The organism is Chitinophaga sp. sic0106, from assembly GCF_019219075.1.
Taxonomy (GTDB): domain Bacteria; phylum Bacteroidota; class Bacteroidia; order Chitinophagales; family Chitinophagaceae; genus Chitinophaga.
On record NZ_JAHUWJ010000002.1, the window covers coordinates 526,419 to 551,756 of the forward strand.

The 25,338-nt window shown below is 46.9% G+C and carries 14 protein-coding genes and 1 tRNA gene; 12 read left to right on the plus strand and 3 right to left on the minus strand.

Going from position 1 to position 25,338, the window contains the following annotated elements; all coding sequences use genetic code 11:
* The first annotated feature begins 4 nt into the window (after window positions 1-4).
* The 6 genes from KW844_RS04965 (at window position 5) to KW844_RS04990 (ending at window position 13,533) form a co-directional block, all read left to right on the plus strand.
* Window positions 5-1,162, plus strand: coding sequence for a sensor histidine kinase (locus tag KW844_RS04965; protein WP_218375601.1), 1,158 nt, complete (start codon window positions 5-7; stop codon window positions 1,160-1,162).
* The gene (locus KW844_RS04970) at window positions 1,159-1,884 is read left to right on the plus strand and encodes a LytTR family DNA-binding domain-containing protein (RefSeq protein WP_218375602.1); all 726 of its coding nucleotides are present in this window, start codon (window positions 1,159-1,161) and stop codon (window positions 1,882-1,884) included. Before KW844_RS04965 ends, KW844_RS04970 begins: the two co-directional genes overlap by 4 nt.
* Before the next feature lie 102 nt (window positions 1,885-1,986).
* On the plus strand, window positions 1,987-4,986 hold the full coding sequence (locus tag KW844_RS04975; protein WP_218375603.1) for a lantibiotic dehydratase: 3,000 nt from the start codon (window positions 1,987-1,989) through the stop codon (window positions 4,984-4,986).
* 147 nt (window positions 4,987-5,133) lie between these two features.
* Window positions 5,134-5,667 (plus strand): hypothetical protein, encoded by a 534-nt coding sequence (locus KW844_RS04980; protein ID WP_218375604.1) that lies wholly within the window; start codon window positions 5,134-5,136, stop codon window positions 5,665-5,667.
* Between the two features lie 686 nt (window positions 5,668-6,353).
* On the plus strand, window positions 6,354-11,009 hold the full coding sequence (locus tag KW844_RS04985; RefSeq protein WP_218375605.1) for a DUF3320 domain-containing protein: 4,656 nt from the start codon (window positions 6,354-6,356) through the stop codon (window positions 11,007-11,009).
* Window positions 11,010-11,130: 121 nt separating this feature from the next.
* Window positions 11,131-13,533: an ABC transporter permease gene (locus KW844_RS04990; RefSeq protein WP_218375606.1), complete on the plus strand. Its 2,403-nt coding sequence runs from the start codon at window positions 11,131-11,133 to the stop codon at window positions 13,531-13,533.
* On the opposite strand, the gene KW844_RS04995 is transcribed toward KW844_RS04990, so the two are convergent.
* From KW844_RS04995 to msrA, 3 genes are all read right to left on the minus strand, one after another.
* Complete coding sequence (locus KW844_RS04995; protein WP_218375607.1) at window positions 13,530-13,940, minus strand: Rrf2 family transcriptional regulator; 411 nt, start codon at window positions 13,938-13,940, stop codon at window positions 13,530-13,532. The two genes, KW844_RS04990 and KW844_RS04995, sit on opposite strands and share 4 nt — an antisense overlap.
* A 56-nt stretch (window positions 13,941-13,996) precedes the next feature.
* Window positions 13,997-14,425 carry a hypothetical protein gene (locus KW844_RS05000; RefSeq protein ID WP_218375608.1) on the minus strand — a complete coding sequence of 143 codons (429 nt, stop codon included), beginning with the start codon at window positions 14,423-14,425 and terminating at the stop codon, window positions 13,997-13,999.
* A 174-nt stretch (window positions 14,426-14,599) separates the two neighbouring features.
* Entirely contained in the window at window positions 14,600-15,244 is a 645-nt protein-coding gene (gene msrA / locus KW844_RS05005; protein ID WP_218375609.1) for a peptide-methionine (S)-S-oxide reductase MsrA, read from the minus strand.
* A 287-nt stretch (window positions 15,245-15,531) separates the two neighbouring features.
* Here msrA and KW844_RS05010 point away from each other — a divergent pair, with 287 nt between their 5' ends.
* The 6 genes from KW844_RS05010 to KW844_RS05035 all read left to right on the plus strand — a co-directional run bounded on the left by KW844_RS05010 (window position 15,532) and on the right by KW844_RS05035 (window position 25,177).
* Entirely contained in the window at window positions 15,532-17,616 is a 2,085-nt protein-coding gene (locus tag KW844_RS05010) for an endonuclease MutS2 (protein ID WP_255578216.1), read from the plus strand.
* Window positions 17,617-17,642: 26 nt separating this feature from the next.
* The gene (locus tag KW844_RS05015) at window positions 17,643-18,527 is read left to right on the plus strand and encodes a helix-turn-helix domain-containing protein (protein ID WP_218375611.1); all 885 of its coding nucleotides are present in this window, start codon (window positions 17,643-17,645) and stop codon (window positions 18,525-18,527) included.
* A gap of 419 nt (window positions 18,528-18,946) precedes the next feature.
* Window positions 18,947-20,140 (plus strand): efflux RND transporter periplasmic adaptor subunit, encoded by a 1,194-nt coding sequence (locus KW844_RS05020; RefSeq protein WP_218375612.1) that lies wholly within the window; start codon window positions 18,947-18,949, stop codon window positions 20,138-20,140.
* Window positions 20,141-20,275: 135 nt separating this feature from the next.
* A complete protein-coding gene (locus KW844_RS05025) occupies window positions 20,276-23,440 on the plus strand; it encodes an efflux RND transporter permease subunit (RefSeq protein WP_218375613.1) in 3,165 nt (1,054 codons plus the stop codon).
* Window positions 23,441-23,481: 41 nt separating this feature from the next.
* Complete coding sequence (locus tag KW844_RS05030) at window positions 23,482-24,894, plus strand: efflux transporter outer membrane subunit (RefSeq protein ID WP_218375614.1); 1,413 nt, start codon at window positions 23,482-23,484, stop codon at window positions 24,892-24,894.
* 198 nt (window positions 24,895-25,092) lie between these two features.
* Window positions 25,093-25,177: transfer RNA gene (locus KW844_RS05035), tRNA-Ser, on the plus strand.
* Window positions 25,178-25,338: the final 161 nt, after the last annotated feature.

Consider the following 25,338-nt stretch of genomic DNA (forward strand, 5'->3'; position numbering starts at 1 on the left):
CAGGATGATTGTCAACCGCTTTATATCCTCCCTCATTACTTCTCTCAGGAAGTACAACCATGTGCTGATTCATGTATTGGCCTGGGTAGTGTATATTTCCCTGGGTACCCTGAAGGGTGTATTTCTTATACCTGGTTATAAGCTTCATATATTGGACGTTATTGTGACGCATGTGCCTCCGGTAATGATATTTTACGGACATTATTATGTGCTCATGCAATTTGCACAACGCCGCAAATATCGCTGGTTTCTTCCGCTGGCAGAGGTGCTCCTTTTCTGCTGCATGATGAATGTTTATTATTTAACTGGCTATGTACTGGCAGGAATTATTAACCCTGAAGCATCGGTTCCTGCATTTCGGCTGGTTAACCTGCTGGTGGGTACCTTTTGGGCATATGCAGTATATGCCTCTTATGCGCTCGGATATTATTTTGCTATTCAGTCCGTGCGCAGGGCCAGGCAACTAAAAAACATTGAATTACAAAAGCTGAAAATAGAGCAGGAGCACCTACAGGCGGAACACGCCTTCCTGCGTGCCCAAATCAATCCGCACTTTTTGCATAATACCCTCAATTTTTTTTATGCCAAATCCCTGGCCTGTGGTGCAGAACTTTCGGAAGGAATTCTTACCTTGTCAGAAATAATGAGGTACTCCCTGGAGGCTGGTGATGATACCGGTACGGTATCGCTGGTGAGGGAAGTAGAGCACTTGAAAAATGTGATCAGGATCAATCAGTTGCGGTTTAGTCATAAGTTGCACCTGGATTTTGAGATTAAAGGAGATACCTCCGGAATTAAAATTATTCCGCTGGTTCTGATAACCCTGGTAGAAAATGCCTTTAAACACGGAGAGTTAACCGATGCCAGGTACCCGGTGAAGTTAGTCCTGGAAGTAAATGAAGCCCGTACCAGTTTAAATTTCAGTACATACAACAAGAAGAAGAAAGGCCCAAAGGAGCTATCCCATGGCATTGGTGTGGAAAATATCCGGAAGCGGCTCAACTGGACCTATAACGGTAAATATCAGTTTGAAACCGGTAGCAGCGGGGAGAATGATGATTTTTATTTTGCTAACCTATACATTTTTTTCAACGATAGTAAAAACGGTGTTACCGCCCAAACCCTGGAACCCGACATTAACCACAAACTAAAAATGATATGATTAATTGTTTGATAGTAGATGATGAACAACACGCTATTGACATATTAGTACACTACGTAAAGCAAACTACTTTTTTGAACCTGGTGCATACCACTACCGACCCGCTGGAGGCACTGAAGATACTGAGTACACAAAAGGTGGATCTCATTTTTCTGGATATCCAGATGCCTGAAATTTCCGGTATTGATTTTATCAAAACCATTCAGGGGAAATCCAGGGTGATCCTGACCACTGCCTATAGCGAGTTTGCAGCGGATAGCTTTGATCTGGAAGTTATTGATTACCTGCTAAAGCCGATTCCCTTTCCCCGATTTCTGAAAGCAGCACAGCGGGCGCTGAGCATATTATCTGCCAATGCCGCTTCCCAGGCAAGTGACGATTCGCAGTATGAAGATTACATCTTTGTAAAAACAGAATTAAAAGGGAAAATGCTGAAGGTAAACCTCCCGGATATTGACTACATAGAAGGGATGAAAAACTATGTGGCCATCCATCATAACGGCGCTAAAACTATGGCGCTGCTGAATTTGAAAGATTTGGAGGATAGGCTTCCCCGCAAATATTTTATGCGTATACACAAATCGTTTATTGTGGCTGTCCCTAAAATCTCCGGCATAGAAGGCAATCAGATACAGTTGAAGAATATCAAAGCCGATATTTTGCTGGGCGAAACCTATAAGCCCGCATTTCTGGAGATGATGAAAGAGAAGATGATGCAATAAAAAAAATACCCCATTTCCTGCTGAAAAACCTGTATTTGTACTGCATCCGTTGAGTGGATGCTGTTATCGTTGTTTATCCGTTCCTGACCTAATCTTATCTGCATGTTTGAGTCCTATAAAGCAGGTTTCTTTTTTCTGCGTACCCCTTTGTATTCTCTGGAGCAGCTAAGGGAGTTTTATACTTGTATTGGCCAGGGGGAGAGATATGAATTATTCAACAGGATACTGGAATCGTCCGCCTTTAATGAGGCATTGTACCTGGCTTCATCTGATTTTTACGGACAGGTGCAAAAGTACCGGAATGGAGAGCTGACGGATCCGCGTGCAATTTCCAAGTTGGAATGGTCACTCCTTAAATATTACACCCGCAGTTGTTACCGCTGCACGCCCTTCGGTATTTTTGCAGCCGGCAGTACAGGAGTGGTGGGTGAGCAAACGGTGGTACATTTCAGTGAGCAGGGCATGCAGCGCCATGTGCGGCTGGATATGGCTTACCTCTATGATGTGATGACTGAACTGTTAAAGTCGCCGGAAGTGAAGCAGCAATCAGTATTTGTTCCTAATAAAACGATTTACGCATCGGGTAACCGCCTCCGTTACATTGAAGTCCGTTACGCCTCTAATGGTATGAAGTCCCACACGATTGCGGAGATTGAACAGGATGAAATGATCAGTTACCTGCTAAGCGCCACCATGGCTGGTTGCAGGTATAGTGATATTGTGGCATTGGTACGGGAGCAGGGGTATGATCAAACAGAATCCGGTGCTTATGTGGATACGCTGATTGAAAACCAGTTGCTGGTGATGGAGTTGGAGCCGAATGTAACGGGAAGTAGCTATCTGGAGGAGTTGTTGGAGAAATTAAGGGAGATGAAAGTGACGCATCCGATGATGGCAGGTTTAGTGAATATTCATGCCCTGGCGGGCGCCATTAAAGGAGATGCCGGCCTGGCGCCTTACCTGCATTTGCGGCGGCAGGTGAATGAGTTATTCGTGCCCAGGCAGGATAACCAGGTATTTCAGGTAGATGCCAGTCGCCCGTGCACCATAAATACGCTGGACAGCAACATTGTAATAAATGTGAAGCGCGCATTGAGGGCGGTTTCCCGGTTGGGGACGTCCGGAACTGCTACTGGTAAAGTGAATGCATTCCGGGAGGCGTTTATTAAAAAGTACGACCGGCAGTCGGTGCCGCTGCTGAAGGCACTGGACCCGGATATTGGAATAGACTACAAGAAACTACCCGCGGTGGACACGCTGATGCCGCTACAGGAACAGATATCGCGGTATAAGATGGAAAAGCTGTTGGAGGCGAAATTGCATCAGCAGCAGGAGATAGTAATGACTGATGAGGCTTTGGAAAAGTTTCCGTTGCCAGCAGCTTCCGAATTGCCTGATTCCATGTATGTGATGTTTAAGCTAACGGAAACGGATATACTGTTGAGTGCTGCTGCTGGTCCGTCGGCGGCCAACTTACTGGGGCGGTTTTGCCATATGGATGCGCAGTTGGAAGACTGGGTTAAGGCCGTGCTGAAAGAAGAAGAGCAATTACATCCGGATAAGATTTTCGCGGAGATCGTGCATCTGCCGCAGCCGAGGATCGGCAATATTTTAACACGCCCGCATATGAGGGTGTATGAAATTCCTTTTCTGGCGAGATCGTCGAGGCCGCAGGAGCAGCAGTTGTCATTACAGGATTTATATCTGAAGGTGGAAGATGAGCGGGTGGTATTGTTTTCGCGTAGCCTTGGAAAAGAGGTGGTGCCGCGGTTGTCGTCCGCACATAACTTCAGTTCTGATGCTACATTGCCCGTATATAATTTCCTCTGTGATTTACAGTTTCAGGGACTTCGGTCCGTAGTAGGATGGAGTTGGGAGCGTATGAGTCAGGATAGTTTTTTACCACGGGTGCGATATGAGAATGTGATCTTATCACCTGCCACCTGGCATATTAGTGCAGGCGAGGTAACTCGTGAAAAGCTTACACCGGCACTATTGGGGGCATACCTGGAGCAGGTTTGTCAATTACCAGCGTTTATAGAATATGTAGAGGGGGATAATAAGCTGATACTGGATACTTACTCCGATTTGGTGATTCATTTTTTATGCCGGGAGTTGGAGCAGCGGGGCCGGATAAAACTGGTGGAAAGCATTGTGATGACGGGTGTTTCACCGGTTGCCCATGAGGGTTTACATTATAACAACGAGTACATATTGCCACTCGCCAGGGAGCGGGAAGTATTATTGGTGCCGGGTAAGCATTATTTACCGGGTGGTCGCGTGGAGCGTGTATTCATTCCCGGGTCGGAGTGGGTGTATTTTAAACTATATACAAGCGTTAATTATGCTGATACGCTGATTACCGGGCGACTGGCGCCTCTGGTGGCAAAGCTGAAAAAGAACGGCCTGGTGGTAAAATGGTTTTTCATTCGTTATTACGACCCCGCATTTCACGTGCGGGTGAGGGTGCAGGTAAAACGTAAGCAGGAGGTGGCTAAGGTAATGCAGGCTTTTTATACCGTGTTTGATAAGGAAATAAAGGCTGGCAAAATTGCCCAGGTGATGCTGGATACTTATGAGCGGGAGGTGGAGCGTTATGGGGAGGAAACGATGTTGCTGTCGGAAATGGTTTTTGATTGGGATAGTAATAGCGTGGTGGCGTTGCTGAATGTGGGCGCCAACAGGCAGCTGGCGGGCTTGTCTGGGCTGGCTGCGTATTATGCCGGGCTGGGATTGACGTTGGAGCAGCAGCACCAGCTGGCGGAGCGGCATTTCCGGAATTTCAGCCGGGAGCTTGGAAAAGAGCAGGACGCGGGGATGAAGTTGGAACTGGATCGCAATTATCGATTGATGCAAAAGCAAATTACGGATGCCATGGGTATGCCGGTGGGCAGCGGTGGGCAGGCTTTGCTGGGAAAAGTGCGGAGGCAGGCGGAGCGGGCAAACGTACCTCCTTCTGTATTAAGTTTGGCCGGAAGTTATTTTCATATGTTTATCAATCGCCTGTTTGCTGCGGAGCAGCGCAGGGAAGAATGTGAATTGTATTATTACGCCGCCAAGTACTATGCTTCCCTGTTGGCAAGGGACCGTAAAAAGGCTTAAAAATCGCTCATTCGCGGAATGAACAAGCCTTTCCTGACAAAACGAATGAGAATGAACAGATCAATTTTCCGCGAATGAAAATGAACAGCATGAATTAGTTAGAACTACTTACATTTGATTATAACCATTGTGAAAAACTTAACCTTTATGAAATCCTTTTATGATAATGATTTTCTTATTGAGCTGAATGAGAAGCGATGTACGGAGTATGCATCGTTAGCGCAGCAGATGACGGCGCGGTTTAGTATGTTGTTTGTTTTTTATTCGGTAATGTTGGCAGCGAGTATGCCGGTAGTGAAGCAGTTGCTGAAGGTAGGAAGTGTGGATTGGATGTTGGTAATTGGCTTTACTTCTTTTGGTGCCGCACTTGTTTTGTCCATTAGGTATGCGATACCGTTACTTAGTGCTGCAGAGCCGGATGTTTTAAAGTTACCCTTGTATTATTATCAATTTGTCAAGGAATACTTACTTATGCATATTCCGCCTAATGAGATTGCTTTGCAGGATGTATTAAATGAGGAGCTGAAACTCTACTATAAAAATGATCTGGAAAAATTGGCATTCCAACGGTACAAAAGAGTAATTTATCTACAGAAGTGCTTTGACAATAGTATACATTATTCATTGTCCTCTTTTGTTATATTTCTATTTGTTTTTTGCTATTACTTACTTCATTACTAATGATTGTAACAATGTGGTTACATCGTATTATAACCAGATTTTATATTTGCAAATGGCAAAGGTATTATGCCAGCATAGCCTATATTAAAAGTATAACGGATATCACAGGTAATGAGAAAGCAGGTCATCTATTATCAGCTACGATCTATGGTGGTGAACGATGAACTGTGAAGGTAGAATTTCGTATTTGGAAGGCTATTTGAAATGTATAGAAGTGCTGCAACACAATTCTGTTTCACTGACATCCGTTTGTTTTTTCCGTATGCAATTTTGTTTCTAATTCATTATAATAATATTATGTATGTTACTTCAGTTAATCCAAAAATGGTATATACGAAAATGGCGGAGGCACTATGCTAGCGTAGATAAAAAGGGAGAGTTAATCAGGGAAATGGCTGCTGTCTTTGGGAGCGAAGAGCTAGCTCGCGACTTTTACGATCGTTATCCTCCAACCTTGGTAAATTGGGATCTTGCTGTGGAGTTTCTTATGTGGGATCCTATTGAAAAACCTGAGGACTGTCCAAAGCCTGTTTATCACCAATACAGAGTAGATAACAGGAAGACTGCGAGGGCGTGATAGACCGGACCATTCCTCCCTGCTTATTTTTTCCGATTCCGCATACTGTAAGTCTATCCTTCCCCGTTTTAGGAAATAAACCATAAATTTACAGTTTCTCATTGCTGTTATGATCGGACCCATTTTAAGCAGGCTGGAAGCCTCCCGCAAAGAACTGCTGGACCTCGGCCTTAGAAATCCCCTGCTCAACTATAAATTACCCACCGGCAAAGGCCTGCACATTGTGCAGGAACAGTCTGCTGCTGTATATAATATTCTTGTTCGCGAGAACAAAACAATGACCTTTGCCGGCAAAACCGCCGCAGAAGCGGCACGTACCCAGGAGCTGCCACTGGAAGCCCCTGCCGCACCGGCAAAAGATCCTGTTACTGATACCAAACTGCAAACCAACGAAAACAACGTTACCCTGCAGCATAAACTCCTGCAAACTTATTACGCAGCCCGCACCAGCGTGGAGGAACAAGGGGTTAATATCCTCTACCTCTCCCTCGGCATGCTGCAATGGTACGAAACGGATAGCAGCCAGGAAGTGCGGCTGGCACCACTCATCCTCGTGCCGGTGCTGCTGGACCGCGGTAACGTGGGCGACAGATTTAAACTCAAATATACCCTGGAAGAAGTAGGAGAAAATATCTCCCTCCAGGCGAAAATGAAAACGGATTTCAATATCCATATCCCGGAACTGCCAGACCAGGAAGATGTAGATATCACCGCATATTTCGCTGCTGTGGAAACCGCCATCACCGGATATAACCGCTGGAAAGTAATTCCAGACGCCATTGAACTCGGCTTCTTCTCCTTCGGGAAATTCATGATCTATAATGACCTGGACAGCGACAACTGGCCCAACGGCCAAAAGCCGGAAGAACATCCGCTGATTGCCAGCCTGTTCGGTGCAGGATTTCAGGACCCTAATCCCGATATTCCGGAAAATGCATTCATCGACAGGGATACCAATGCTGCGGAATTATTTCAGGTTGTAGACGCCGACAGCTCCCAGATCATGGCCATGCTGGCTGTACAACAAGGGCGCAACCTCGTCATCCAGGGACCTCCCGGCACCGGTAAGTCCCAAACGATCACCAATATCATTGCAGATGCCATCGGTCGTGGTAAGAAAGTACTGTTCGTAGCAGAAAAACTCGCCGCCCTGGAAGTGGTAAAACGCCGGCTGGATAACATCTATCTCGGTGAAGCCTGCCTGGAACTGCACAGCCATAAAGCCAATAAAAAAGCACTGCACCAGGAACTCCGCCGCGTACTCGATCTTGGTAAGCCCGCAGCTTCCAGACTGCAGGAGGAGCTACACCTGCTGGACAATACCCGCGATGAACTGAACGACTACTGCCTCGCCATCAACACCGAAATACAAAACAGCAGTCTCACCCCGCAACAAATAATCGGTAATCTGCTGCAACTGCGCCAGGATACCGAAAACGTAACCTTACCCCGTATAGCCGTTCCCGATATTAGTAACTGGAACGCCTACACGGCCGGTAAAGCTGTAGCACTGGCCGAACGTATGCAGGCATGCCTGCGCATGACAGGCGTACCCGCCACCGCCATATTCAGAGGCTCCATGCTCACCAGCCTGCTGCCTCATGAGCAAGCCAACGTAAAACTCATACTGGAAGAAGCCATCACCGCCGCGCAGCAACTGCAACACCGCTGCGCCGAAACCGCCACCTGGCTGCAACTCCCGGCACCTGATACCTTCGCCGCCGCCAACAGCCTGGTGACCATTTGCGAAGTAATCGCCAGCCAGCCGGATATACACGAAATGAATATCAGCCACCCGGGATGGCTGCGCCAATCACAACTGATACAGGAAGTGCTGTCAGCCGGAGAACAGGCCGCCGCACTTCGTGAACAATATAAAAACCTCCTGATCCCCGAAGCCTGGGACCAGGACTTGTTGCAGGTACGCCAGGATGTGCTGGCACATGGCGAAAAATGGTATAAGTTCCTCATCGGCTCCTGGCGCCGCAGCAAACAACAACTCGCTGCCCTCTGCCTCCAGGGCCTGCCAAACGATAACGCCACACGGCTGCAATATGTAGATGATGTGATGGCCTGCCGCCGCTTCGAAGCCATCCTCAAAGAAAACGCCGCCCTCACCGATGGCCTCTTCGCTACACGCTGGGAAAAACTGCATAGCAACTGGCCGGTGCTCAACACCGCCGCCACCTGGCTACAGCAACTCCACCAGCAAATTCAGCAAGGCACCGTTCCCGCCGCAGTAATCGACTGCCTGCAACGCCAGACCGATCCGGTAAAAGCTACCCAGGAACAACAGCGCCTCCATCAACAAATAATTCTTACCAAAGAAAAATTAGGGGCAGCCCTGCAAGCGCTGCAAATGGAAGAAAGCAAACGTCTGCCCCTGCCACCATTGCAGGAGCAGACCTTCGCCGCCCAGCAGGAAACCCTGCACGAGTGGCATTCACATCTCCCTGAAATCACACATACCATTGCGTGGAATAATATTTCCGCCACGGCAGAAAAAGAAAACCTGCAATGCCTCACGGAGGCAGGCCTGCACTGGCCCGCAGCCGGACAATATCTCAAAGCCGCCCTGCTCAAAAGCTGGTACGAATACCTGCTGGAAGCGGCAGTGCGACAATACCCGGAATTACGACAGTTCAACCGCTCCAGTCACGAAGAGCTCATCCGGCAATTCCAGCGCCTCGATACCTTACAGTTACAGTATAACCGTATACGTGCGGCACTGCACCATTGGGAGCAAATGCCTAAAACGGAAGCAGGCGGACAAGTAAACATCCTTAAAACAGAGTTCAATAAAAAGGCAAGACATATGCCGGTGCGTAAGCTGATGCAGGCCGCCGGCTGGGCTATACAGGCCATTAAGCCGGTATTTATGATGAGCCCTATGTCTATCGCCAACTTCCTGCCGCCGGAATCAGTGGAGTTCGACCTCGTTATATTTGATGAAGCCAGCCAGGTGCGGCCGGTAGATGCGCTGGGCGCCATCATGCGGGGTAAACAGCTGGTTGTAGTAGGAGATACGCGACAGCTGCCACCTACGAGCTTCTTCGACACGCTCACCCGCGAAATAGATGATGAAGAAAACGTAACGGCCGACATGCAAAGCATCCTCGGCCTCTGCGATGCGCAGGGCGCGCCACAACGCATGCTCCGCTGGCATTACCGTAGTCGCCATGAATCCCTGATCACCCTTTCCAACCATGAATTTTACGATAATAAACTGGTGATATTCCCGGGCCCGGGCACCAAAGAGCAGGCCGGCCTGGTATTCCATCACCTCGCAGATACAGCGTACGACAGGGGTAAAACCCGCACCAATCCCAAAGAGGCGGAGCGTGTAGCCGATGCCGTTATCGCACATGCAAAAACATTTCCGAAACAAAGTCTGGGCGTGGTAGCCTTCAGTACCAGCCAGCGAGAAGCCATCAGTGATGCACTGGAAGTACGCCGAAAGGCACACCCGGAGCTGGAAAGCTTCTTCACCAGTCACCACGATGAGCCCTTTTTTGTCAAGAACCTCGAAAACGTACAGGGGGATGAAAGGGACGTAATCTATATCTCTATCGGTTACGGCCGTACGGAGGAAGGCTATGTGGCCATGTCTTTCGGGCCGCTCAACAACGAAGGCGGCGAACGCCGGCTCAATGTACTCATTACCCGCGCCAAGCTGCGCTGCGAAGTGTTTACCAACATCACCGCAGATGATATTGATGAGAGTCGCACCCAGAGCTACGGTATACGTGCACTCAAGAGCTTCCTCTACTACGCACAACATGGTAAACTCAACTACACTGAAGAAACCGGTTTGCCGGCAGATAGCCCGTTTGAAGAAAACGTAGCCGCCGCACTCGCCGCTAAAGGGTATACTATCCGCAAACAGGTGGGCGCCAAAGGCTTCTATATAGATATGGCCGTGGTAGATCCCGATTTTCCGGGACGCTACCTGCTGGGAATAGAATGCGACGGCGCTGCCTATCACTCGGCAAGGTCCGCACGCGACAGGGACCGGCTCCGTCAGCAAGTGCTGGAAGGTATGGGTTGGAAGATACACCGCATCTGGAGTACCGACTGGTTCCATCATCCGGAGGCGGAGCTGGAGCGACTCATCGCCGCCATTGAAGCAGCAAAGCATGCCCACCAGCAGGCTGATAAAGCAGAGGAAATTACCGCCGAAGAAATTGCCATGGAACGTACCGTGGTGGAAGTGCCGGAAGAAAAAACGGTGCCTTACCAGATCGCCAGCCTGCCGGAAGATATCCGCGAGCAGGAACTTCATCAGGCGCCGATAGGGCAGCTCTGCAACTGGATTCAACAGGTAGTAGAGGTGGAAAGCCCGGTGCATTTTGATGAGCTGGCACGCAGGATGGTGGAAGCCGCAGGTGTTACGCGGGTAGGACCGCGACTCCGGGAAGTACTCCGCCACGCTGTACGGCACGCCGATGCGGGTAAGCGTATCCGTATCAAAGGGCAATTCCTCTGGCATGTGGATCTCCCATCACCGTTGGTGCGTGACCGTAGTGAGTTGCCGGCATCCGCCAGGAAAGTGAATTACATCGCCGTAGAAGAGATGGGCGTAGCACTGGAGAAAGTGGTAAAAGATGCGGTGGCCATTCAGCCCGAAGCCGCCGTGCCTTTTATGGCTAAAATGTTTGGTTTCAGCAGGGTGACCGAAGATATGAGAACAGAATTTCTCAAAGGTATCGTTGCCAGCGTAGAAAATAATGTGGTGCAGATGGATGGGGACTACCTGAAAGCATAATAACGGACAAGGTTGTACTAAAAACGAACAGTGTTGTATTATTTATTATATGTATTTGGTTCTTATGTAAATAATTCCCCCTTGGCATAGCAGGTGTGATATCTCTGTAAAATTAATCCCTATGATACACAACTACATATTGATTGCGTGGCGTAACCTGCTTCGTTATCGCTTGTATACATTGATCAACCTGACGGGACTCACCATTGGCCTGGCAGCCTGTTGGGTGTTGCTCTTGTATGTGTATAAGGAGAAAAGCTACGATACCTATTTTGATAAAGGCGACCGGATATACCGGGTAGTGAATGCCGCCAGCTGGACGGGAGGTAACCTGAATCTGGCCAGTACCTCCGCACCTTTCGGGCCGGTATTGCAGCGCGACTATCCTGAGGTGGAAACAGCGTTGCGCATTGCGGCAGACGGCAATAACACCCTGGAATCCGGCAACAAACGCTATGATATTGGTTCCCTTTTTATCACTGATCCTACTTTTTTTAAAGTTTTTAATTTTAAATCCCTCGCCGGCAATGCCGAAACAGCCTTGAATGCACCCGGTAACATCGTGCTCACCAAAACCACGGCGGTAAAAATGTTTGGAAGCCCGGAAGCCGCTATAGGAAAAGCAGTGGTCATCAATAAACCGAGTGTTTACCAGGTAGCTGCGGTAGTGGATGACGTTCCGGTAAATACACATTTTCAATTTGAAGCAGTAAGGGCCATGCCGGCGGATTATCATGCCGATGGCTGGCAGAACTTTGAACTCTATACTTATTTGTTGTTGAAACCCGGTGCCAGCGCAGATGGCCTACAAACCAAGCTCAAAGGTTTTTATGATAAGTACCTGAAGCAATATATGGGAGAAGGCGTGTCGTTCAACATGACCCTGCAACCCCTGACCACGATCCACTTACAATCTCACCTGAGCTTTGAGCTGGGAGCCAATGGAAATGTAGTGTATGTGTATATTTTTCTTTGTGCAGCCATCCTGATTTTGCTGATAGGTTGTATTAATTATATGAACCTTTCTACTGCCCGTGCAGTGGTACGAACCAGGGAAGTAGGTGTCCGTAAAGCGCTGGGGTCCGACAGATGGCAGGTGGCGATGCTGTTTATAGCGGAAGCCCTTATTCTGACGCTGGTAGCGGTAGTTGTGGCATTTGCACTGGTGGTCACTGTGCTGCCGGCATTCAATAATATTACTGGTGTAAGCCTGCATATCTGGGATGCCGGGATAGGCGTTACCGTTATAGCGGTACTGTTGGTGGCATTGGGAACGGCATTGCTGGCGGGTGCTTATCCGGCGTTGATTATGTCCGGGTTTAATATGATCAATAGTTTAAAAGGGCATCGCGCAATTCCATCGCATAGCGCTTTCCGTAAAGGGCTGGTCGTATTTCAGTTTTGCATCGCGATACTGCTGGCAGTCAGCGCCAACGTGGCTTACAGGCAATTACAATATGTGACTACCACTGATATCGGATTCAACAAACATCAGTTGCTCACCTTTCATTTACCAGATCAGGAGAGCCGTCATCATATTGCCGCCATCAAGCAGCAGCTGTTGGAAAATAAATTGATCAAAAGCGTAACTGCGTCCAGTAATCCCATTGGGGATAATAACATTGGTACAAACGGATTCCTGTTTGAGCAGTCCGATGGCCGGATGCCTTCAGCTACCCTGTTGGCCCAGAACTTTTATGTGGATGCTGATTTCATCCCTACCATGGGTATAAAAGTGATACAAGGTAGAAATCTGTCGGATAAGGGAGATGGGGACCGTTACCATGGTGTATTGATAAATGAAACTTTGGTGAAGAAGCTCGGCTATACGAATCCCATCGGCAAGCGCGTGGAATTTGCCATCAATGATAAAAATATATCGGTGTCAAGGGTGATTGTTGGAGTGGTAAAGGATTTTCATATTTATTCCTTGCAGCATAAAGTGGCCCCGTTAGTGTTGAGAATGGCGCCTGTACCCGAGATGGAAGATAATTTATTTGTGAGGATCAGCAGTGAAAATATTCCGCAGGCCATTGCATGGATTGAAAAGGTTTATCATCAGTATGAGAAAGAAAATACCTTCTCCTATCGCTTTCTGGATGAAGCATTTGGCAGGCAGTATGAAAAGGAGCGTGTGCAGGAGCGTGTATTCATGATGTTTACCCTGCTGGCGTTGTTTATTGCCTGTCTGGGTTTGCTGGGCCTGGCAGCCTTTACGGCAGTGCAGCGAAATAAGGAAATCGGCATCCGTAAGGTATTGGGTGCAAGTGTTTGGGGAATTGTTGGTTTACTATCGCTGGACTTTATCAAACTGGTGTTAATAGCGATTGCCGTTACTGTTCCGGTGGCATGGTGGTACATGGGCCGGTGGCTGGACCAGTTTGCCTATCATATCCATTTGAACCCGGAGGTCTTTATTATAACAGCTTTGACGGTATTGGCGGTGGCATTACTGACCGTTAGTTACCATGCTATAAAAGCTGCTGTTGCTAATCCTGCAAAGAGTTTGAAGTCGGCCGATTAATCAAATTGCCGGGAGAAGTCGGCCAGGGAAATGCCATGTAATTTATTCACCAGTACGTCTTCCACTTCTGCGTACAGGTGTTCCAGGTGGGTATTAATATCTCTGCCTACGGCACAATCAGGGTTAGGGGTATTGCGGCTGTTGCCCAGGAGGGAAGATTGCCGTACGGCCCCGTAAATATCAGAAAGCATAATGCTTTCAGCGGGTTTTGCCAGGGCGGCACCGCCATTTTTACCTTCTTTACTTTCCACCAGGCCGCTGTTGCGGAGGTTGCTGATTTCCTTACGAACGATTACCGGGTTGCAGTTGATACTGCCGGCTATGAAGTCGGACGACAATAAACTCCCTTCCGCCCTTGCCAGGAGGGTGAGTATGTGAAGAGAAATCGGAAATCTGCCGTTGTTCATTCTGTAATTAATGTTATTACAGTACAAAGTTACAATAAAAGCGGGTAAAATCGAAATTAGCGCTGGCTGAAGAAGTAAACCAGGCTGGCGGCGATCAGCAAAATCACAATAAGTACTATAACGCAGCCATTTTTGTTTGGTTTTTTTATTGCATGTGTAAGTCCTCTGGAAGCCAATAAGCTATCTACTTCCTGTTTCGCTTGTGATAGGGAGACTTTAGTGCTGCTCAGCTTATTCATCTCGATCAGGTAGTATTTGATGCCGTGAATAAGTCCGTGACTTAGGCACAGGTCGACGACCTGTTCGTGGATGTTCTTTTTTTGTTGTGCCAGCGAATGTGGGGTCGACGGGTAGGCGGGGATCACCTTTTGGCAGTGATCACAGACTACAATTACATCAGCAGGATTTTTTTCAGGTATAGCGCGGACTAGATCATGGCTGCCACAGTACGGGCAGGCAGCGGCAAGGTCTTTTACGGTGCTCATTAATGGAATTTCAGTTTTTTATAACTGATGGAAGATAATAAAAAAGGCTGATTAAACCTTACTTTTTCCCATAGGCCTTTTTCCTGCTTAGGGAGCTGGCTGTCGCCCGGTTCCCTAAGCAGGAAGAGCCGATCACCAAAGGCGATCGGCTCTTCCTGCTATTAAAAACAAGATCTACTGTTTCTTCAAATGCTCCTTAAACACTTTCTTAAACTTTTCGAGTTTAGGCTTGATCACAAAGTAGCAATAGGGCTGTGATCCGTTCTGGTTATAGTAATTCTGATGGTAGTCTTCTGCCACATAGAATTTCGTGAACGGCGCAATCTCTGTCACGACAGGCTTTTCATAGGCGCCGGAATTTTGCAGCTTATTTTTATAATATTCCGCTTTTTCCTTTTGTTCCGGGTTATGGTAGAAGATAACGGAGCGGTATTGGGTGCCCACGTCGTTACCCTGGCGGTTAAGCTGGGTAGGGTCGTGGCTGATCCAGAATGCCTCCAGGAGTTCATCGTAGCTGATTTTTGTGGTATCATACGTTACCTGGATAACCTCTGCATGGCCGGTATTGCCTTCACATACCTGTTCGTAGGTAGGATCGGGGACATTACCACCGGAGTAGCCGGATTCCACTTTCACTACCCCATCCAGGTATTGGAACTGTGCTTCTGTGCACCAGAAGCATCCGCCGCCGAATGTGGCGGTTTGGAGACTGGTATTATTCTTTGCTTCCATATCGTTGGGGACCTTATCCTTTTTATTTTGGGCGCAGGCTGCCAGCGCCAGTGTGATCAGAAAAATAAATATTGAGTATTTTCGCATAATGAAACCGTTTTTAATTGTTGGTTAAACCACTTACCAGTAAGACGCAAAAAATGCCCAAACCTTACAGCGCAAATATTATTTACGTGTAAATTGATACAAGAGAACGACAAGTTAAGTAACTTTAACATTCTTTTTGCCCAGCAGCAGCGTTTTTAACCTTAGCAAACAGAAAAGTAAAATGAATGCTCACTGACCACCGCCTATGTTAGCAGCACGTAAGGAGATGGTCTGATTTATTATTAAACAATACATTACAATTGAAATATTTTCCTGAATCTGCGTTGATGCAGTTGGAATTTGATAAAGTACAACAGCTCCTGACGGAGCACTGTAAGACGGAGTTGGGTAAACAGATGGCCATTGATCTCCGGCTGCATACGCATATAGATTACGTAAAAACCGCCTTGCAACAGGCGCATGAATACAAGCAACTTACCTTATTACAGGAGCATTTCCCCAATGATTTTGTACTGAACCTGAAGACGGAGCTGAAGCTTTTGTCCATCCAGGGTGCCGTACTCACCGGGGAACAGGCCTTGCAGATCCGCAAACTTGCGGAAAGCATGCATGCCATTACCCGCTTCTTTGATCATGACCGTAAGGTGCAATATGTTGCATTACACGAGGTTATTAAAGAAACCTATTACGAGAAAAAAATCACCGCTTTAATCGATGAAGTACTCGACGAGGTGGGGCAGGTAAAGGATAATGCAAGCCCTGAGCTGGCAAAAATCCGTATGTCCCTGTTCCGCAAGCGTACAGAGTTACGTCGTGCCTTTGAGCGTGTGATGCAGAAACTGCAGAAAGCCAATTACCTGGCCGACCAGGGAGAAGCTTTCCTCAATGGTCGCCGTGTGGTAGCCATCTATGCGGAAAACAAACGCATGGTAAAGGGTATCATCCACGGGGAATCCGACACCGGAAAAACCACTTTCCTGGAGCCGGACGAAACCATTGAGCTGAATAATGATGTGCAGTCGCTCGAAAGAGAAGAAAACCGCGAAGTATACCGCATCCTGCGGCAGCTGACCGCCAAGCTGAATGGCTACAGCGGTTTGCTGAACAGCTACCATGACGTACTGGGTGTATACGACTTTATCCGCGCTAAAGCTAAGCTGGCACTGGATATGGACGGAAATTACCCCGCACTGGTGCCACACGCACAGGTACACCTGGTGCAGGCATACCACCCGTTACTGCTGCTGTATAACCGTAAAAACAGTAAGCCTACCATACCGGTAAACATCACGCTGGACAAGGATAACCATATCCTGGTAATCAGCGGACCCAATGCCGGCGGTAAAACGGTGACGCTTAAAACCATTGGATTGCTGCAGCTGATGCTGCAATCGGGATTACTGGTACCGGTACACCCTACCTCCCAGATGGGTATTTTCAAGCAACTCATGATCCACATTGGGGATACCCAGTCCCTGGAGTTTGAGCTCAGTACCTATTCATCTCACCTGAAAAACATGAAATATTTCATGGAAAATGCGAACGGAAGAACGCTGTTTTTCATAGATGAGCTGGGAAGTGGGTCCGATCCTAACCTGGGAGGAGCTTTTGCAGAGGTAATCATGGAGGAGCTGGCAAAGAAACATGCCTTTGGTATTGTAACTACCCACTACCTCAACCTGAAGGTAATGGCTAATAAGGTGAAAGGCATCATCAACGGTGCTATGGGCTTCGACGAAGAAACCCTTATGCCGCTGTATAAATTGCTGATCGGTAAACCTGGTAGCTCCTACACTTTCTCCATCGCACAGCGTATAGGTTTACATCCCTCGCTGATAGCACGTGCGAGAAAACTGGTAGACGAAGGCCACTTTAAACTCGATAAACTGCTGAATAAGGCAGAACAGGATCTCCAGAAAGTAGAAACCGAAAAGAAGGACCTGCATAAACTGCTGAAGGAAAACGAGAGACTGAAACGCGAATATGAAGAGCTGGCCGACAAGGAGCGCAAAAACCAGCAGATAACCTTCCTTAAATTGCAGAATAAGATTAAGGAAGATGACCTGCAATATCTGAAAGATATGGAGCGCAAGCTCAAGCAGATCGTGGTGGAATGGAAGCGCGCCGAGAAAAACGACGAGCGCGAAAAAGTGATGAAAGCCGCTGAAATACTGCTCTTCCGCCGCAGAGAAAAGCAGATCAATGAAAAAATTGACAAGAAAGTCCAGGATAAATTCAAGGAAGTGGGCGGAGAAGTGCAGGTGGGTGACCAGGTGAAAATCATGAGCAACCGCCAGGTAGGTAAACTGATTGAAATCCGCGACAAACGCGCGATTGTACAGTTAGGAAAAGTGCCTATCAACGTGAAACTCAGCGATCTGGTACTCGTAGAAGAGAAAGTATCCGAGTAATTCAATTACCATAAAATGAACCGAAGATGGAAGTAGCAAGTAAAGTACCTATCCCTGTATATCGACTGGAAGACTGCACAGATGGTTTTCCGTTTCTGATCACGAGGATGAAGGGCTGCGAGCCTATGGTGAAAGACTTTGCCATTCCTCATCGTCATACAGGATATAGTATTGATATAGTAGTGAAAGGAAGTATCCATCAGTCGGTGGACTTCCGTCAGCACCAGGTCATGGCGCCGGCAGTAATGCTGATGGAGCCTGACCAGGTGCACCTCCACGAAATGGGGGAGGACTGCGAAATGATCAGTATCTATTTCACCGATGAGTTTCTGCAGTCAGAACTGCAGGGTGTGGTGAGCTGCTGGCGCTGCATCTTCGGTTCAGGGGTAATTCCGGTAAATAATGAGCAGCTGGAAGAATTGTTGTCCTATGCTTACCTGATCGAAAAGGAATATGTTTCGAACAGAATCCGCCGGGAAGAAATTATCCGCAACCTGCTCAATGCCTTTATTATTGCCTGCGGCCGTATATCCGAACCCGTTACGCGTGACAACATCTGGTTGAGGGTAGAGAGCGCACAATATAATATGGCGCGGCAGTTTAAGGTGCTGGTGGATAAACATTACCATGAAAAGGCGCAGGTGTCAGATTATGCTGAAATGTTATTTGTGACCCCTGGTCACCTGAATGATACTGTGAAGTCGCTCATGGGGCGCAATGCGAAATATGTCATAGATGAGAAGCGCATACTCGAAGCAAAGCGGCTACTGTACTGGGGTGAGCACTCTGTAAAGCAGATTGCCTCGCACCTGAATTTCGAAGACGATGCTTACTTTAACCGCTTTTTTAAGAAGCATACCGGACAAACTCCGGCGGCATTTCAACGAGAAAGCCGTGAAAAGTACAATTAAACCCGCAAAAATTTAAATCGATCAAAAAGATATTTATCTATTTTTGCATCGTGAATAATATAATGACGCTGCCCGTACGTCATTCTAAATTTGAAAGCCATGGAAATTAGCGATTAGAGATTAACCGCAACCTTCAGAATTGCTTAATTAATTATTTCATTTACAGGAGTAACATATTGTTGCATGTAATCGTATAGCATTGCTGTTTAGCTATTCGAATGCACAGTGAGCTTCGTGGCTGCATAACACCCGCCCGTAAACCGTTATGCATACCCGGACACGCTGCTATGCAATATATTGCCTGTATCCTCACGCCCGATTGCTGTCACTAAACCTGATTTGCTGCGAAGCAAGGCTGCCTTTTATTGGCCTGAGTCGCAACGGGGGATTTTATTTTTAGTCGTCAAAAAAAATGTAGTATGAAACTATTGAAATCAACATTAACAACATTGCCGGCAGGCCTACTTTATAGCTTTATAGTTCTTTCAGTATTGTCTGGATGCAGTACTACACAGGCAAAAACAGATGCACCGCCACCAGCGGCATTACCTGTAATTAAAGCCGTTACATTACCTACTACAACGTTTCAGGATTTTTCTGCTTCGGTAGAAGGAACCCGTGATGTGGAAATAAGACCGCAGGTAGACGGTTATCTGACGAATATTTCAATAGATGAAGGCGATTACGTTAGAAAAGGTCAAACACTTTTCACAATCGACAGAAGGCCATATGCAGAGCAACTCAACAATGCCACTGCAAATTTACAAGCTGCAACAGCGGCATTAGAGAATGCAAAAATCAACGTTGATAAATTGAAACCGCTACTTAGTAATAATGTGGTATCAGATGTTCAAGTAAAATCGGCAGAAGCAAGTTACAATTCAGCGAAAGCAAATGTTGCCCAGGCACAGGCTCAGGTAGAAGCTGCCCGTATCAATCTTGGGTTCACCAATATTACTGCACCCAGCGATGGTTATGTAGGTAGTATTCCCTTTAAAACAGGAAGCCTTATTAGCCGAGGAATGGCAGGCGCATTGACTACTATTTCTGAAGTAAAGGACATGCGTGTTTACTTTTCTTTAAGTGAAACCGATTTCCTCAAATTCAAGGAAAAATATCCAGGTAATAGTGTTGCTGAAAAAGTAAAAGGAATGCCAGAGGTAGAATTAATCCTGGCAGATGGCAGTGTTTATCCTGAAAAAGGAAAAGTTGAAACAGTGGAAGGGCAGTTTGACAAAACTATTGGTGCAATTAGTTTACGTGCCAGCTTTCCTAATGCACAGGGAATACTTAGAAGTGGAAGTACCGGTAAAGTGAGAGTACCTACGTTACATGCTGCTGCATTGGTAATTCCTCAGGAAGCCACGTTTGAATTGCAGGATAAAGTATTCGTTTATACCGTGGCCGATAGTAATAAAATCGTTACAAAACCACTTACCATTTCCGGCAAAACGTCTAATTATTATTTGGTGACGGATGGCGTAAAGCAGGGGGATAAGATTGTATTATCTTCTCAATCTACCATGATGATGGGTGGTTTAAAAGATGGTGTTGTTATTCAGCCACAGATGGTATCTATAGATAGTTTGTTGAAAGCAAAGCCGCTGCTTTAGAAGAATTAAACGTGAAAGCGCGCCGTGTCAGGAATGCTTACACAAAACATTATTCAAATTGTGACGCAGGCAGTGTTGTTACACACATGGCTGCCTGTGTTCGTGCGGAAATACCGCAACCCATAATTGTTATTTATGTTAAAACGATTTATTGAAAGGCCGGTATTATCTACGGTTATTTCTATCATATTGGTTATACTGGGAGCGTTGTCTTTATACTCCCTGCCTACGGCTTTATTTCCTGAGATTGCGCCGCCATCTGTACAGGTGATAGCCAATTACCCCGGTGCCAACGGGGAGGTGATAGCCCGTACAGTTGCTACCCCGATAGAAGAATCGGTAAATGGTGTGGAGAACATGACGTATATGACGTCCAATTCCAACAATGATGGTAGCTACGTCTTAACAGTTTATTTTAAACAGGGAACAGATCCTGATATTGCGGCGGTAAACGTACAAAACCGCGTATCAAAAGCTAACAGCCAGCTACCTCCCGAAGTATTACAAGCTGGGCTTTCTACACAGAAAGTGCAGAGCAGCTTCCTGATGTTTGTGGCGATATATAGTGAGGACAGCGTTAAGTATAATGAACTGTTCTTAAATAACTATGCAAGAATTAATATCATCCCTCAGTTACAGCGTATACCAGGGGTGGCACAGGTGCAGCCATTTGGTTCAAAAGATTATTCGATGCGTATCTGGTTGAAACCCGACAGGCTTGTCGCTAATAATCTTTCTACCACAGAAGTGATGAATGCGATCAAGGATCAGAACGTAGAAGCTGCACCAGGGCGTTTGGGACAAAGTAGTAAAGAATCTTTCGAGTATATTATTAAATACAAGGGAAAATTAAATAAGCCGGAAGAGTATGAAAATATGGTGATTAAGGCAAAGAACGATGGTTCTGTTCTTCGCCTTAAAGATTTGGCCAGGGTGGAACTAGGTGGCTATACCTATACTGCCTCGAATTTGCTTGATGGCAAACCGGCTACTGGTTTTGGTATTGTGCAGACACCGGGTTCCAATGCCAATGAAATTCTTACCGAACTGGAACGACAGATTGGGGTATTTGACAAGGCGTTACCGGATGGTATGAAATTTAAGATAATGTACAACTCGAAGGAGTTTTTGGATGCATCTATCGACCAGGTAAAAGAAACACTGATCATTGCGTTCATCCTTGTGGCCATCGTAGTTTTTGTTTTCCTGCAAGATCTGCGCTCTACATTGATCCCGGTAATTGCTGTTCCTGTTTCGATTATAGGTACCTTCTTCTTCTTACAATTATTCGGCTTCAGCATTAACCTGCTTACATTGTTCGCTTTGGTACTGGCTATTGGTATTGTGGTGGATGATGCCATTGTGGTGGTAGAGGCTGTACACTCAACGATGGAACGTGAGCATTTACCGGCAAGAGAGGCCACCCTTAAAACGATGAGTGAGATATCCGGTGCGATTGTTTCCATCACATTGGTAATGGCGGCAGTGTTTGTGCCAGTGAGCTTTGTACAAGGTCCTGCAGGCGTATTCTATAAACAATTTGCTTTTACACTGGCCATTGCTATCGTTATTTCTGCAGTGAACGCGTTAACGTTAAGTCCGGCGTTGTGTGCTTTGTTCTTAAAGAATCAGCATATAGGCGAAGGTGGACACAAAAAAGGTTTTGGTGCCCGTTTCTTCGATGCGTTTAATACCGCTTTTGATGCCATGACGGCAAGATATATACGGAGCATCAAATTCCTGCTGAAGAACAGATGGGTGGCCATTACCGGATTGTTGCTTGTGGTGGTTGCTACCTTTTGGCTGATCAAAACTACACCTACCGGGTTTATTCCAGATGAGGATCAGGGATTTGTAGTAGGTATTACCCAAACACCTCCCGGTAGTTCACTTAGCAGAACGGAGAATGCAACGAACCAGATTAGTAAAATTGTGATGCACGATGAGGGTGTGAGCGATGTATGGGCTGCCAATGGGATGAACTTCGTAACAAATGCGAACGCTTCTCCTAATGCTGCGATATTCGTAAGGTTAAAAGATCGTAAGGAGAGAGGTGTTGTAAAAGACCCTACTGCCATTGCAGGTGGTTTGTTAGGCAAATCGACGCAAGTACATGATGCCTTGACTTTTTTTGTTGGTTTTCCAACCATACAGGGTTTCGGTAATGTGAGCGGGGTAGAAATGATGCTGCAGGACAGAACAAACGGCTCGCTGGAGAAATTGGCAGGAACCGCATGGGGGTTTGTTGGTGCGTTAAGTCAGCGGCCGGAAGTGGCGAGTGCATTTACTACTTTTAATACGGGTAACCCACAATACACCATTGATATAGATGAAGTAAAAGTGAAACAACTGGGTGTATCTGTTGGTGATTTGTTGAATACGCTGCAAACGTATTATGGTAGTAGTTTCGTTTCGGACTTTAACCGTTTCGGGAAGTATAGCCGCGTTATGGCGCAGGCCGATGTTTCATACCGGATGGATAAAAGTTCGTTGGATGCTATTTATGTAAAGAACAACTTGGGTACGATGGTGCCGGTAAATACAGTGGCCAAATTCACACGCGTATATGGCCCGGAAACAGTAACACGAAACAATCTGTATAGTGCTGTTACCATCAATGCTACACCCAAACCAGGTTATAGTACCGGTGATGTAATTAAAGCCATTGAAGAAGTATCGAAAAAGACATTGCCACAAGGATATGCCTATGAGTTTACGGGTATTACTAGGGAAGAGATAAGAGCAGGGAACCAAACTGCGTTCGTGTTTTTATTGAGTGTATTGTTTGTATTCTTCCTGCTGGCTGCACAGTATGAAAGCTATATTCTGCCACTGGCAGTAATCTTAACGGTACCTACGGGTATATTGGGTGTATATAGTTTCATTGGCTTTAAGGGTATAGAGGGAAATATCTACGTACAAATTGGTATGATCATGTTGATAGGATTATTGGCTAAAAATGCGATCCTGATTGTGGAGTTTGCGATACAACGGAGAAGGGCGGGCTATAAGCTTGTTCAGGCAGCTTTGGAAGCAGCACAGCTTCGTCTTCGTCCAATATTGATGACATCATTTGCCTTTATTGTTGGTATGTTGCCATTAATTTTTACACAAGGCGCATCTGCCAAAGGCAATCATTCAATAGGCTGGAGTACAGTAGGTGGTATGTTTACCGGGGTGGTCCTCGGGGTATTTATTATACCTGTGCTGTTTGTAATTTTCCAGTTTCTGCAAGAGAAAATCAGCCGTAAGCCGATAGCGGAAGTGGAAGCAGCACATGAGGCAAAGCTGATACATTAAAATATCAGCGTTATCTATTATCAGAATCAGAAAAAAGACAAATGAAAACAAGTTATAGCTCATTTTTAATTCTGTTGTCTATAGTTGTAGGTTTAGCAGCATGTCGGGTAGGCCGCAATTACGAGCGGCCCCCGATGGCGCTGCCAGAGCAGTTCAACAATGCGGCACCATCCGACAGCAGTATTGCCGGGATGGAATGGAAAAAGTTTTTTACTGATCCTACTTTGCAGCAGCTGATTGATAAAGCGGTGAGTGGCAACCTGGACCTGCAGATTGCAGTGAAAAGGGTAGATGCTGCCCAGGAGTACCTGAAGCAGGCGAAAGTGGGCTGGTTACCTTCCTTTAACGGACAGGTAAGTGCGGCTACGAATTTTCCTTCCAAGAACAGTTTAAACGGTATGAACATGAGCCAGTTTGGCATGGGTGATCATATCGAAGACTATAATGCTGGCATCAGCATGTCGTGGGAGATAGATGTTTGGGGAAAAATTCGTCGTCAGAAAGAGGCGGCATTAGCGTCCTACCTACAGTCCTACGAAGGCGCACATGCCGTGCAAACCAGTGTGGTGGCGGCTGTAGCGAGTAGTTATTTTAACCTGCTGATGTTGGACCAGCAGCTGGACATTGCCCGTAAGAACGTAGCGCTGAGCGATACGATCGTGAAGGTGATACGTTTGCAGAAAGCGGCCGGTGAGGTAACGGAGCTGGCTATACAGCAGGCTATTTCCCAGCAGCAGACGGCAGAATTACTGGTGCCGGCGCTGGAACAGGGGATTACCATCCAGGAAAACGCTTTGCGTATCCTTACCGGTGAATTACCGGGAGCTGTTTCACGCAGTAGTAAGTTGCATGATTTCACCGTTCCTGCGGCCTTACCAGCAGGCATTCCTGCGGAGATGATTAGTCGCCGCCCGGATGTACGTGCCAGCGAAATGGGGTTGGTAGCGGCCAATGCGAAAGTGGGTGTGGCGCAGGCCAGCATGTATCCTTCGCTGAATATTACTGCCAGCGGTGGGTTGAACAGCTTTAAAGCAAGCAATTGGTTTACTATGCCGGCATCTTTGTTCGGAACGGTGGCTGGTAGTCTGGCTCAGCCGATCTTCCAGAAAAGGGCTTTAAAAACGCAATTAGAAGTAGCTCGCATTAACAGGGAGCAGGCGGTGCTGGAATTCCGGCAGTCGGCCCTCAACGCCATTGGTGAGGTAAGTGATGCGCTGGTGAAGCTGGATAAGCTCAAAACCCGCCAGGAGATTGTGACCCGCCAGGTGAGCACGACTCAACTGGCGATACAGCAGGCGCAGCTGCTGTTCCGCAGCGGTATGGCCAATTACCTGGAGGTAATTACAGCACAAGGAAAAGCATTGGAATCTGAGTTGAATCAGGCCAATATCGACAGAGAGCGCCTTTCAGCCATGGTGGACCTTTACCGTTCACTGGGCGGAGGCTGGAAATAAGAATATAACAGGAAGTACGGGCCAGGTATAGCGCGATGAATCAGCAATATCTATGAACCATTATTCAACAGACAGGCATAATAAACGGGCCTGGTTCGTACATCCTTCGTTAAGCGGAGCCTTTGTGGGAGCGGGTTTAAAAAGAATTCAAAAATTTTTTTGGAAATTTGGTTTCGTTTTATACCTTTGCATCCCACTGGAGAGTTGGCAGAGCGGTCGATTGCGGCAGTCTTGAAAACTGTTGACTGTAACAGGTCCCGGGGTTCGAATCCCTGACTCTCCGCAAAAATTCAAAAGCCTTCGGATATTGATCCGGAGGCTTTTTTGTGTGCGCCAGGCATGGCGATCTGCTATAGGGTGCAAGTCCCGAACCCACTTTGTAGTAGGAAGGGTTAGCCAATAGCAAGGGTGTCGCGGGCGACTGCGAATCTGAAGGAAGCTGGC